The organism is Rathayibacter sp. VKM Ac-2801 (assembly GCF_009834245.1).
Classification (GTDB): Bacteria; Actinomycetota; Actinomycetes; order Actinomycetales; family Microbacteriaceae; genus Rathayibacter.
In genome coordinates this window covers 2,216,688-2,228,640 of the sequence record NZ_CP047183.1, presented here as the reverse complement: position 1 = coordinate 2,228,640, position 11,953 = coordinate 2,216,688, and the positions used below count along the sequence as shown (strand labels likewise).

Below are 11,953 nucleotides of genomic sequence, written 5' to 3'. Positions count from 1 at the left end.
AGCACCGGCATGACCTCCTACATCACCGGCCGCATCGAGCGGATGCCGGCCAGCATCACCACGCTCGACGAGGCGGCGGAGGCCGTGCTCGAGCTGTCCCGGAGCGGCCGCGACGAGCTGGTCGTCACGCCGAACACCGACCACTTCGTGCGCTGGAAGCACTCCGGCGAGTTCCGCCGGTACTACGGCCGGGCGTCCCTCGTGGTGCTCGACGGGGCCCCTCTGGTCTGGCTGGCCCGCTCGTACGGCCACCGCACGGCGAGCCGCGTGACGGGCATCGACCTCTTCACCGAGGTCTGCCGCCGCGCGGCGCTCGAGGGCGCGCCGGTCGCTCTCATCGGCGGACGCCCCGGAGTCGGCGATCGCGCAGCCGCCGAGCTGCAGCAGCGCTTCGCCGGGCTGGAGGTGCCGGTCATCGTCTCGCCGGATCCGGCCGAGCTCGCGGACGACGGCTACCTCGCCCGCCTCTCCTCGACCCTGCGCGCGGCGGACGTCCGCATCGTCGCGCTCTGCCTCGGCTCGCCGAAGCAGGAGGAGGTCCGCGAGCGCCTGCTCGCGGTCGGCGGCACGGGAGCGGTGTGCCTCGGCGTCGGCGCCGCCGTGGACTTCCTCGCCGGCGAGATCCCACGAGCGCCGCTCGTGGTGCAGCGCCTCGGCCTGGAGTGGGCGCACCGGCTCAGCCGGGAGCCCGGCAGGCTCTGGCGGCGCTATCTGGGCGACGCCGTGAGGGTGCTGCCGAGCGTGGTCGCGGCCCTCCGCCACCGGGTGCGCCGTGCCGTCCGCTGAGCACGCGGGAGTCGCCGACGGCGAGAGGCCGCTCGTCCTGGTCTGGAAGCGCGCGTGGCTGCAGGACTCCGAGACGTTCGTCCGCAACCAGATGCACGGACTCGAGCGCTGGCGCGCCCTCGGCGTGGGCCTCGAGCGCACCGGCTCGGGCGTCCTCCACGACCGCACCGACATCGTCCTGCACGATCCGATCACCCCTCGCGGGAGGCGATCCCTCCTCCTGCGCTGGTTCGGAGTCTCGCGGCGGCTCGACGCGATCGTCGACGAGCACCGGCCCGCCCTCATCCACGCGCACTTCCTCATCGATGCCGTCTCCATCGCCCGGTACGCACGGAGGAGGCGCCTCCCTCTCGTCGTGACGGGGCACGGCTACGACGTCACCAGCTGGCCGCTCGCGACCGGAGCGCCGCGCCTGCTCCGACCCGTCGCCCGCGCCCACCGCGCCCTCGAGGCCCGCGCCGTCTTCCGCGCCGCGCACGCGGTGATCGGCGTCTCCCGCTTCATCACCGACGGGCTCCTGCGCCTGGGCGCGGACCCGCGGCGCACCGGAGTGGGCTACATCGGCGTCCCGACGTGCCGGCCCGAGGCCGCACCTGTCGAGGAGCGCGCGGGAATCGTCTTCGTCGGCCGCCTCACCGACAAGAAGGGCGTCCCGGATCTGCTCGAGGCGGTCGCGGCCCTCCCCGGACCGCTCCGCGACGTCCGACTGACCGTCGTCGGCGACGGCCACCTGCGGGAGCCGCTCGTCGAGCAGGCGGCGCGCCTGGGCCTGCGGGTGACCTTCGCCGGTTCCCGGGCCCCCGCCCAGGTCGCCCGCATCCTCGCCGGCGCCGCGGTCTTCTGCGCGCCGTCGAGGACCGCGGCGACGGGCGACTCCGAGGGCTTCGGCATGGTCTTCCTCGAGGCCGCGCTCGCCGGCGTCCCCGTCGTCTCGTACCGCCACGGCGGCGTCCCGGAGGCGGTCGAGGACGGCGTCACCGGGCTGCTCGTCCCGGAGGGGGACGTGCCCGGCCTGACCGGGGCGCTCGCCGCCCTGCTCCGGGATCCGGAGCGCGCGACGCGGATGGGCGCGGCGGGGCGGGAGCGCGTGCTCGCCTCGTTCGACCTCGCCGAGCGGATCCGCGATCTCGAGGACCTCTACGACCGGGCGGCCGGGCGATCGTCATCGACGACGGACGGGAGTCGCGGATGAGCCGCGCCGAGCACGGCGCCGACGACCCGCGACCGGGCCTCCATCCGGCCTCCGCCGGGCGGAAGCGGTGAGCCTGCGCCGGAGCACCGTCGACGCGACCGCCTGGACGGCGGTCTCGTTCGCCGTCGCGCTCGTCGTGCAGCTCGGGCAGTTCGCGTTGCTGGCGAGACTGCTGGACCCCTCCGAGATGGGGATCATCGCGATCGTCGCCCTGCTCAACGCGTTCGTCGACATCTTCCTCGGCATGGGGGTCGCCCAGGCGATCATCCAGCGCCGCCGCGCGACCAGCTTCGAGCTCTCGTCGGTCTTCTGGCTGAACCTCTCCGTCGGGCTCCTGGTCACCGTCGCCGTCCTCCTGGGAGCCGGACCGATCGCCTCCCTGCTCGGGTCCGCCGCCGCGGCACCGGTCCTCACCGTCGCCTCGCTCGTGTTCGTGGGCAGCGCAGCCGGTCAGGTGCCGAGGGCGGTGCTCGAGAAGGGGATCCGGTTCCGGGCGGTCGCGGTGTCCGAGACGTCCGCTCTCGTCGGCGGCTTCGCCGTGACGGTCTGCCTCGCGGTCTCGGGTGCGGGGGCGCTCTCCTACGCGTGGGGCCTCGTCGCGACCGCGGCTCTGCGCTCCGTGCTCGCCCTCGTGCAGGCCCGGCGCTGGTTCCGGCTGCGGGTCCGGTTCCGGATCCGCGAGACCGCCCGCTTCCTCTCCTTCGGCGTCTTCCAGACCCTCGACGGCATCGTGAACTACCTCGGCTCGAACGCCGGCTCGCTCGCGATCGGCCGCCTGCTCGGACCTGCCCAGCTGGGCGGGTACACCCTGGGCTACAACCTCGCCGTGAACCTCCCCGCGAGGGTCAACCCGATCGTGACGCGGGTGATGTTCCCGGTGTTCTCCTCCATCCAGCACGATCGCGAGCGCGTCGCGCGGAACCACCTCCGCGTCACCGCGGTGCTCAGCATGGCGAGCATCCCGCCGCTGATGCTGGTCGCACTGCGCTCCGAGGAGATCGTGCGCCTGTTCTACGGACCCGGCTGGGGCTGGATCGCGGGCATGACGAGCGCTCTGACGGTGGTGGGCGCGGTGCGGGCGATCGGCAACCCGGTCGGCTTCATCCTGATGGCGATGGACCGGGTGCGGTTCGGGCTGGTCGTGAACATCGTGAAGACGGCGATCACGATCCCGATGATCGTCGGCGGGGGAGTGCTGTTCGGACTCGACGGGTTGATCGGCGGGCTGCTGCTCTCGAGCGCTCTCGGCTTCGCCGTCACCTGCGCCGTGCTGCGGGTGGTGCTCGGAGTGCGCCTCGTCGCGTTCCTGCGCGCGTGCGCCGCGGGGCCGCTGCTCGCCGCACCGATGGCGATCGTGCTGCTCCTGCTCCGCCTGCTCCCCGAGGGCGCGCCCCTGCGGCTGCTCCCGGTGGAGCTGGCACTCGCGGGCCTCGTGCTGGGCGCGACCGTGCTCCTGGCGCCGGGGCGCGACATCGCCGAGGCGCGATCGCTCGTCCTGTCGCGACTGCCCGCCCGGTTCCGGCCCGGCTCCGCCGCCCCGGTCGACGTCGCCGTGGTGCTGGCCGCCGAGGAGCGCTTCGACGGCAGCGGGGGAGCCGTGGCGACCTGGGTCCGCGAGACGGTGTCCCGGTCGTCGCTCCGGATCGCCGTCCACGCGCCGTGGTCGGCCCCCTCGCCGGGCGTCGACGTCCGGCCGCATCGTCTGTACCGGCGGATCTACTCGGTTCAGCGGCGGACGGCACTCCTCCTGGCGCGTCGGCGCGACAGCGACCCGGGCGCCGAGCTGCGCCGGCTGTCCTTCGGCGGACGCTTCTGGCTGCTGATGCTCGCTCCGTCGCTCCGCCGTGTCCCGACGGTCTGGGTCCACAACCGCCCCCGCTACGCCGTGCGCCTGCGCCGTCTGGGCTACCGGGGACGGATCGTCGCCCATCTGCACAACGACCTGCTCGATCACCTGCCGCCCGATCCCGCCGCGGCCCGGCGCTACCTGGGCGCGGTCGACGAGTGGTTCTTCTGCAGCGAGTTCCTGCGCAAACGAGCGGTCGACCAGTACGGCCTGATCGCCACGGCCGTCCTCTACAACGGGGTCGTCCCTCCGCCTGAGGCGCCGCCCGCGCCGCTCGGCGGGACTCCGGAGGCGGTCTTCGCCGGGAGGCTGGTGGCCGAGAAGGGCGCCCGCGAGGCCGTCGAGATCGTGAGGCGGTTTCGGACCGAGCACGGCGCCGATCTGCGCCTGGTCATCGCCGGCGCATCGGGCCTCGGGGACGACGCGACGCCCACCCCGTACGTCCGAGCGCTCGACGAGGCGGTCGCCGCCCTGCCCGACGCGGTGCGCCGGCTCCCGTTCCTCCGGCACGAGGAACTGCTGGAGCTGTTCGGCGCCTCGGCGCTCCTGCTCTACCCCTGCCGCTGGGACGAGCCGTTCGGGATGGTCGTGGTGGAGGCGCTCTCGCGCGGGATCCCCGTCGTGACGGTCGAGCGCGGAGGCCTCCCCGAGATCCTGCGCACCTCCGACGGAGTGGTCGACGGGTCCGTCCTCGTCCGGCCGGGCACGGAGGAGGAGGTCGCGGAGGCCGTACTCGCGGAGCTCCCCGCCCTCGTCGCCTCGCTGCGCGATCCCCGGCGGCGCGCGGAGGTCGCGGCGGCGTCGCGGCGCCGAGCGGCGGACTTCGGCTGGCCGGGCATCGCCCGCCGCGCGGACGAGCTGCTGACACACCCCCGCGGCTGAGGTGCCGGGCCTCGGTGCGCATCCGGATCGACGTTCCGCGCCAAGCCCGTCGAGGCTCGCGCCGCGCGATTAGTGTCGGCGCGACATGCCACCTGCATCCCTTCTCCCGCCCGCGTCCGCCGACGCCCCCGCCTCTCTCGTGCTGCTCGATCCGCCTCCCGCCCGGGACCGGCGTCCGCGGGCGACCCTCCCGGCAGGAGACGTCGGCCCGTCCTCCCGGGATCGGCGCGACGCTCCGCCCCACCGCCGCACGGAGGCAGCCGCCGGCGCCTCCTCGGAACGGCTCTGACATGGGCCGCCATGCCGACGACGCCCTCCTCCGCCGCCCGCCCGCGCTCCGTCCCTCCGTCCCCGCCGCGACCCGCCGCACCGACGGCCCGGGGACCCGCGGGGGGCCGTCGCGCGCGCCGGCGGGTCCCGCGCAGCGGCGGCACGAGCGGATCGTCCTCGTCTTCCTCGCGGTGCTCCTCGCGCTGAGCGTCGTGCAGCTCTACACCCTCGGGCCCGTCACCGCTCCGGTCGCCTGGAGTCTGCTCTTCCTCCCGTACGCCGTGGCGCGGCTGCGCGGCGGGCGGATCGACCGGTTCGTGGTCCTGGTGCTCCTCGTGATCGGCGGCACCCTCTTCGCGCTCACCTACTCCGGAGCACGCGCGGCGGCACTGCGCGACGTGGTCTCCATCGTGTCCTTCCTCACTCCGTACCTGGCCGTCCGCGGGCTCGGAGACGCCGCCTGGCGCGTCGTCGGCCGCGCCCTCAGCTGGGCGGCGCCCGTGTTCCTCCTCCAGGTGGCACTGACGATCCTCTTCCAGCTCGATCCCGTTCAGGAGACCGCCTACCTCCGGTGGCCGGACGCGGTGCTGTTCTCGGACATCTACGTGCGGGACATCTTCACGACGTCCTTCAACAACGTCCTGCAGGAGAAGTCGGGAGGCTTCTTCCTCAACGGCAACATCGCCTCGATGTACATGGCCACGACCGGAGCGCTGGCCTTCGCCGTCTGGAGGCGGCAGCGGGGGAGGCTCCTCCTGCTCGTCGCCGTCGCCGGGCTGGTCGGCGCCCTCTTCACCCTGTCCAAGACCGCGATCCTCCTCGCGATCGTCCTGCCGCTCCTGGTCGCCGCGATCCGCGGGCTCAAGGGACGCAGCCTCGGTCCGGTCGCCTGGATGATCACCATCCCCTCCGGGATCACGGCCGTGTACGCCGTCGCCGTCTCCTTTCCGCAGCTGGCGGAGGCGGGCCTGCTCACGCTCGGGGCTCGCGGCGACTTCCTGCGGCTGGCGGCGAGCGCGTTCCCCGACGACTGGCTGCTGGGGCTGGGGTACGGCGGATGGCAGGAGCTGTGGCTGGCGCGCTCGTCGCAGTTCACCCAGCACAGCGAGCCCCGCCCGCCGCACAACCTCCTCGTCACCGCGTGGACCAACGGCGGACTCCTGATCGCGCTCCCCGTCCTCGCGTTCCTCCTCCTGGCAACGATCGCGGTCGTGCGCCTGCTCCTCCGGGTCGCCCGGAGCGAGGCCGTCGCCGCCGGGGCGCTCGCCGTCGCGATCCTCTGGACGTTCTTGCACGGGATGGCCGACAACACCACCTGGTTCGGCGATCAGCACTCGCTCGCGACCCTCGCCGTCTCCGTGGCGCTCGTGGGCGTCCTGTCGGCGGACGCGCCCGCCGCGCCGGACCGAGTCCCTCCCGAACACGCTCGGGCGGCCTCGGGCGGTGCGGGTCGGGCGCCGCTGCGACGGCCGCCGAGCCCCGGCCCCGGGCGGCGCTGACGCGACCGCCGCGCCGCAGCCGGTCCGGACACGGACCGCGCCGGTATCATCGACCCGTTATGGCACGCATCTACGACTGCTCCGTCGACACGGACCTCCTGACCGGCACCCGTCTCGCGCGGACGGCCATCGGCCGCGGCGAGCTCGTGGTGATCCCTACCGACACCGTCTACGGCGTCGCGGCCAACGCGTTCGACGCCGCCGCGGTCCAGCGCCTGCTCGACGCGAAGGGTCGGACGAGGCAGTCGCCGCCGCCCGTCCTTATCGGGGACGTGGCCGCCCTCGACGCCCTCGCCGAGAACGTGCCGGAGGCGGTGCGCGACCTCGCGCGCGAGTTCTGGCCCGGCGGGCTCACCATTGTCCTGCACGCCCAGCCCTCCCTGGTCTGGGACCTGGGCGAGACGCGCGGCACCGTAGCGCTGCGCATGCCCGACAACCCGGTCACGATCGAGCTCCTGGCCGAGACCGGCCCTCTGGCGGTCTCCTCCGCCAACCGCACCGGAGCGCCCTCGGCCACGACCGCGCAGGAGGCGTTCGACCAGCTCGGCGACTCCGTCGACGTCTACCTCGACGCCGGTGCCGCCGGGTCGCGCTACACCGACCGCCCCGTGGGTGCCAGCGAGTCCTCCACGATCGTCGACGCCACGGCGCTGAGCTTCGAGGGCGGCACCCTGCGCATCCTGCGTCAGGGAGTCGTGTCGGCCGAGCGGATCCGCGAGGTCGTCGGCGACCTGCTCCCGGATCCGGACGCGCCCCGTGAAGAGACGCCGGAGCCCGACGCCGGTCGGGCCGGAGCGGTGCTGTCCGGTGACTCGCAGGAGCCGGACGAGGCTGCGACCGGCAGCGACCCCTACGCCTTCGAGCGGACCCCGTCCGCGCGTCCCGACTGGGCCTCCGGAGCGCGCCTCCAGGACGACTCCGCGCCCGCCGATCCCGCGCCCATAAACCCCGCCGATCCGCTGGACGCCGACCCGTCGAGCACGAGCACGAGCACGACCACGAACGGGTCGGCTCCCGGCACGCCCGGCACCGGCGCCTCCCGCACCGACTCCGCTCCGGGTGAGTAACCGGTGATCACCTTCGCCCTCGTCTCGCTCGCGGTGGCGCTCGTGACCGGAGCGCTGTCGTGGGTCATCTGGAAGCTGAGCCTGAAGTACCGGCTCTACCCGAAGATCCGCGTCAGGGACATGCACACGCGGCCGACGCCCCGCCTGGGCGGAATCGCGATGTTCCTCGGGATCCTCGTCGGCTTCGGCATCGCCTCCCAGCTGCCCTACTTCCGGCTGGTGTTCGCCAATCCCGAGCCGATCCTCGCGATCCTCGGCGCGAGCCTGCTCATCGTCCTCATCGGCGTGGCCGACGACATCTGGGACCTGGACTGGACGACGAAGCTGGCCGGCCAGCTGATCGCCGCGGGCCTGATCGCCTGGAAGGGCGTGCAGATCGTCTCCCTGCCGATCGGCGGCCTGACCGTCGGCTCGCCGTGGATGTCGCTGATCATCACCGTGCTCGCGATCGTCCTGGTCACCAACGCCCTGAACTTCATCGACGGCCTCGACGGCCTCGTGGCGGGCGTCGCCCTGATCGCCAACGGGGTCTTCTTCCTCTACAGCTACCTGCTGGTGCAGCAGACCTCGCCCACCGACTACTTCAACCTGGCCTCGCTCATCGCGGTCCTGCTGGTCGGCGCCTGCGCCGGCTTCCTCCCCATCAACTGGCGTCCGGCGCGGATGTTCATGGGCGACAGCGGCGCGCTGCTGATCGGGATGCTGATGGCCACCTCCGCGATCGCGGTCACCGGCCAGATCGACCCGGCCCAGCTCGCGGCGAAGGAGCTCCTGCCCGCGTTCATCCCGATCATCCTGCCGTTCGCGATCCTCGTGGTGCCGCTGATGGACTTCGGCCTCGCCGTGATCCGCCGCCTGCGCGCGGGCAAGTCGCCGTTCAGCGCCGACCGGAAGCACCTGCACCACCGCCTGCTCGACATGGGTCACTCCCACCTGCACGCCGTGCTGATCTTCTACGCGTGGACCGCCGTCGTCGCCGTCAGCTGCCTGCTGATGTTCGTGGTCGACGTGCTGTGGGTCCCGCTCGTCTTCCTCGGAGTCGGACTGCTGGTCTGCACCGTCGTCACGCTCGCCCCGCTCAGCCGCCGCAAGCGGCTCGAGGCGGCGGCGCAGTCCGCGGAGGCCTCACCCGTCCTCGACCCCCTCGACCGCGCGTCCTCGACGGAGCTGCTCCGTCCGCCGGCCGGACTCCCGATCGACCGGGACACGACAGCGCCGACCACGGCGCGGAAGGAAGCATCATGACCGGAGCCTCCCCGGCCACCCCCCGTCCGCAGCCCGCCTCCGTCCCCGTCCTGCGCCGCGCGCTGGTCGTGGGCGGCCTCTTCGTGCTCGCCCTCGCCGTGCTGGGCACCGTCGTCGGCGGGATCGCCGCCGGGGGAGAGGGCGCGATCGGCGCCCTCCTCGGCGCGATCGTCGGCGGCGTGATGGTGCTCCTCACCGCCGCGAGCATTCTCGTCGCCAACCGCCTCGACATCGGCGGGTTCTTCGCCGTCGTCCTCGGCACGTGGCTCGCCAAGTTCGTGCTGTTCGTGATCGCCGCCCTGGTGCTGCGCGATCAGCCGTGGCTGAACAGCACGGCGATGTTCGTCACGATCATCGTCGCCGTCCTGGGGTCCCTGGTGATCGACGTCCTCGTCGTCTCGCGCTCGCGCATGCCGAACGTCAGCGACATCGCTCGATGAGGACGAGCCGAACGGTTCCTGAGAGGACCACGATTCGGCTCTCAGGCCGTTCTGTTGCTACAGTAGGGACGAATCCCGCAGGCGAACGTGTCCTCAGATCGTCTCATCGTTGATGGCGGTCGTCGAGCACGAGCGCCGTCCGAGCGGAAAACCCCACCTTTCGTCGTCGCGAGAGCGTTGCGTCCGAATGATTCGATTCGGTCGGCTGCAACGTGCCACGCCCCGAATTCCAGGAGCTAGCGCTGTTTGCTAACGCTGTGACCCTGTTGGTCTCGTCCTCGACCGGTGAGAGTGACTTCCACACCCCGTCGATCTCCGAGTTCTTCCCGCCCGGTTTCCTCTTCGAGGGAACCCCTTTCGAGATCAACCGCGTCATGCTGGTCCGCTTCATCGCGGTCATCGCACTGATGCTGTTCTTCTGGCTCGGGACGCGCAAGCTGCGCCTCGTCCCCGGCCGCTTCCAGAACGTCGTCGAGCTCGCGTTCGACTTCGTCCGCGTCACCATCGCCAAGGACATCCTCGGCGAGAAGGACGCGCGCCGGTTCCTCCCGATCCTCGTCACGATCTTCTTCGCGATCATCTCGATGAACCTGACCGGCATCGTCCCGTTCCTGAACATCGCGGGAACCTCCGTGGTCGGCATGCCGCTCTTCCTCGGCCTGGTCGCCTACGTGACGTTCATCTACGCGGGCATCAAGGACCGGGGGATGGGCTTCTTCAAGAACGCCCTGTTCCCGCCCGGAGCGCCGTTCCTGATCTACTTCATCCTCACGCCGATCGAGCTGCTGCAGACGTTCATCATCCGTCCGCTCTCGCTCGCGCTGCGGCTCGTGATGAACATGATCGTCGGCCACCTCCTGCTGGTGCTGTGCTTCTCGGCCACGCAGTTCTTCCTCTTCAGCTCCCAGATCGACCCGGGCTTCAAGCTCTTCGGCGTCGTGACCTTCGCCTTCGGCGGTGCGTTCACGCTCTTCGAGCTCCTCGTCGCCGTGCTGCAGGCCTACATCTTCACCCTCCTCGCTGCGGTCTACATCCAGTTGGCCGTCGCCGAGGAGCACTGACCCCACTACTCACGGGCTCCCGCCCGTTCTCACGATCACCCCACTGAAAGGACCCACTCGTGGACTCAGTCACCGTTCTCGCCGAACTCACCGGCAACATCGCGACGGTCGGTTACGGCCTCGCAGCGATCGGCCCCGGCATCGGTGTCGGCATCGTCGCGGGCAAGACCGTCGAGGCCATGGCGCGCCAGCCCGAGATGGCCGGCCGCCTCCAGACCACGATGTTCCTCGGCATCGCGTTCACCGAGGTGCTCGCGCTCATCGGTCTCGCCACCTACTTCATCTTCGCGGCGTAGTCGTGTTCAGCACCGCTGTGAACATCGCTGCGGAAGAAGGTGACGTCCCCGCGGTCATTCTGATCCCGGAGTTCTACGACTTCTTCTGGTCGGGGGTGATCTTCCTCATCCTGCTGTTCTTCTTCTGGAGGCTGGTCCTGCCGCGCCTGCAGAAGATGCTCGATGCGCGCTCCGCCGCGATCGAGGGGAACATCGCGAAGGCCGACGAGGCCCAGCGACAGGCCGAGGCGGCCCTCGAGAAGTACACCGCCCAGCTGGCCGAGGCGCGCGCCGAGGCCGGAGTGATCCGCGAGAAGGCGAACGCCGACGGCAACGCGATCGTGGCCGCGAAGAAGGAGCAGGCGCAGGTCGAGGCCGAGCGCATCCTCCACAACGCGCACGCGCAGATCGAGGCGGACCGTCAGGCCGCTGTGGTCTCGCTCCGCTCCGAAGTCGGAACCCTCGCCATCGATCTCGCCTCCGGCGTGATCGGCGAGAGCCTCAACGACGACGCGAAGGCGTCCGCGATCGTGGACCGCTTCCTCGCCGACCTCGAGGCCTCGGAGAAGGCGAACAACTGATGGGTAGCGCGTCCAGGCAGGCACTCGCCGCCGCGAAGGCCGAGCTGAGCGCCTTCGGCGGCCATGTGCCGCTCGAGGCGGCTCAGCAGCTCTTCGAAGCGGCTCGTGTCATCGACTCGCAGGCTCAGCTGCGCTCGGCCCTCTCGGATCCGAGCGTCGAGGCGGCGAGCAAGCGCGCCCTCGTGGCGCGCGTGTTCGCTCCGTTCGACGTCAGCGCGAAGCGACTGCTGACCGTCGTCGCCGAGCACCGCTGGTCGAGCCCGAGCGATCTCGTCGCCGGGATCGAGGAGGTCGGGGTCCGCGCGATCGCGTCCTCCGCTCCCGGGGGCGTGTCGATCGAGCGCGAGCTCCAGATGTTCGGAGCGGTCGTCTCGTCCGACGCCGGCCTGGAGCTGGCCCTCGGCAGCAAGCTGGCAGCAGCCGACTCGAAGGTGTCGCTCGTGCAGCGCCTCCTCGAGGGCAAGGCATCGGCCGAGACGCTCGCGATCCTGCGGCAGCTCGTCGCGCACCCGCGCGGTCGCCGCATCCCCGAGCTCGTCCGCTTCGCCGCCGGCGTGGTCGCGGATCAGGGCGGTTTCACGATCGCCACGGTCTCCGTCGCGTCGCCGCTCGCGCCGCACCAGCTCGACCGGCTCCGGTCGGCGCTGTCGCGGCAGTACGACCGTCCCGTCTCCGTCAACATGCTGGTCGACCCCTCCCTCCTGGGCGGGATGCGCCTGCAGGTCGGCGACGAGGTCGTCGACGGCACCGTCTCCGCGCGGCTGTCCGACCTGAAGCTCCAGCTCGCGTCCTGACGGGCGCACGTATCC

Annotated in this window: 10 protein-coding genes and 1 pseudogene; all 11 read left to right on the top strand. The window is 71.9% G+C overall.

All coding sequences use genetic code 11. The annotated features are described in order from the left end of the window. The first annotated feature begins 9 nt into the window (after nucleotides 1–9). Nucleotides 10–786, top strand: coding sequence for a WecB/TagA/CpsF family glycosyltransferase (locus tag GSU45_RS10280; RefSeq protein ID WP_159914733.1), 777 nt, complete (start codon nucleotides 10–12; stop codon nucleotides 784–786). Next, nucleotides 773–1,978: a glycosyltransferase gene (locus GSU45_RS10275; protein ID WP_159914731.1), complete on the top strand. Its 1,206-nt coding sequence runs from the start codon at nucleotides 773–775 to the stop codon at nucleotides 1,976–1,978. The genes GSU45_RS10280 and GSU45_RS10275 overlap by 14 nt, the downstream gene beginning before the upstream one ends. Before the next feature lie 67 nt (nucleotides 1,979–2,045). Next, nucleotides 2,046–4,706, top strand: coding sequence for an MOP flippase family protein (locus GSU45_RS10270; RefSeq protein ID WP_159914729.1), 2,661 nt, complete (start codon nucleotides 2,046–2,048; stop codon nucleotides 4,704–4,706). Between the two features lie 290 nt (nucleotides 4,707–4,996). Next, nucleotides 4,997–6,475, top strand: coding sequence for a hypothetical protein (locus tag GSU45_RS10265; protein ID WP_159914727.1), 1,479 nt, complete (start codon nucleotides 4,997–4,999; stop codon nucleotides 6,473–6,475). 59 nt (nucleotides 6,476–6,534) lie between these two features. Next, nucleotides 6,535–7,215, top strand: a pseudogene (locus GSU45_RS10260) (L-threonylcarbamoyladenylate synthase); the annotation flags it as partial. 330 nt (nucleotides 7,216–7,545) lie between these two features. Then, nucleotides 7,546–8,787 carry an MraY family glycosyltransferase gene (locus GSU45_RS10255; protein ID WP_181065442.1) on the top strand — a complete coding sequence of 414 codons (1,242 nt, stop codon included), beginning with the start codon at nucleotides 7,546–7,548 and terminating at the stop codon, nucleotides 8,785–8,787. After that, complete coding sequence (locus GSU45_RS10250; RefSeq protein ID WP_104223021.1) at nucleotides 8,784–9,227, top strand: hypothetical protein; 444 nt, start codon at nucleotides 8,784–8,786, stop codon at nucleotides 9,225–9,227. Before GSU45_RS10255 ends, GSU45_RS10250 begins: the two co-directional genes overlap by 4 nt. Nucleotides 9,228–9,484: 257 nt before the next feature. Beyond that, nucleotides 9,485–10,288 carry a F0F1 ATP synthase subunit A gene (gene atpB, locus GSU45_RS10245; RefSeq protein ID WP_068254016.1) on the top strand — a complete coding sequence of 268 codons (804 nt, stop codon included), beginning with the start codon at nucleotides 9,485–9,487 and terminating at the stop codon, nucleotides 10,286–10,288. Between the two features lie 59 nt (nucleotides 10,289–10,347). Continuing rightward, nucleotides 10,348–10,584: an ATP synthase F0 subunit C gene (locus GSU45_RS10240; protein WP_055794702.1), complete on the top strand. Its 237-nt coding sequence runs from the start codon at nucleotides 10,348–10,350 to the stop codon at nucleotides 10,582–10,584. 2 nt (nucleotides 10,585–10,586) lie between these two features. After that, complete coding sequence (locus GSU45_RS10235) at nucleotides 10,587–11,144, top strand: F0F1 ATP synthase subunit B (RefSeq protein WP_244229449.1); 558 nt, start codon at nucleotides 10,587–10,589, stop codon at nucleotides 11,142–11,144. Next, nucleotides 11,144–11,938: a F0F1 ATP synthase subunit delta gene (locus GSU45_RS10230; RefSeq protein WP_159914723.1), complete on the top strand. Its 795-nt coding sequence runs from the start codon at nucleotides 11,144–11,146 to the stop codon at nucleotides 11,936–11,938. Before GSU45_RS10235 ends, GSU45_RS10230 begins: the two co-directional genes overlap by 1 nt. Nucleotides 11,939–11,953 lie beyond the last annotated feature (15 nt).

What these genes read in the sequence shown, in the direction of transcription:
- GSU45_RS10280 (WP_159914733.1), top strand. Translation starts at nt 10, where the DNA reads ATGACCTCCTACATCACCGGCCGCATCGAGCGGATGCCGGCCAGCATC.
- GSU45_RS10265 (WP_159914727.1), top strand. Translation starts at nt 4,997, where the DNA reads ATGGGCCGCCATGCCGACGACGCCCTCCTCCGCCGCCCGCCCGCGCTC.
- GSU45_RS10250 (WP_104223021.1), top strand. Translation starts at nt 8,784, where the DNA reads ATGACCGGAGCCTCCCCGGCCACCCCCCGTCCGCAGCCCGCCTCCGTC.
- GSU45_RS10230 (WP_159914723.1), top strand. Translation starts at nt 11,144, where the DNA reads ATGGGTAGCGCGTCCAGGCAGGCACTCGCCGCCGCGAAGGCCGAGCTG.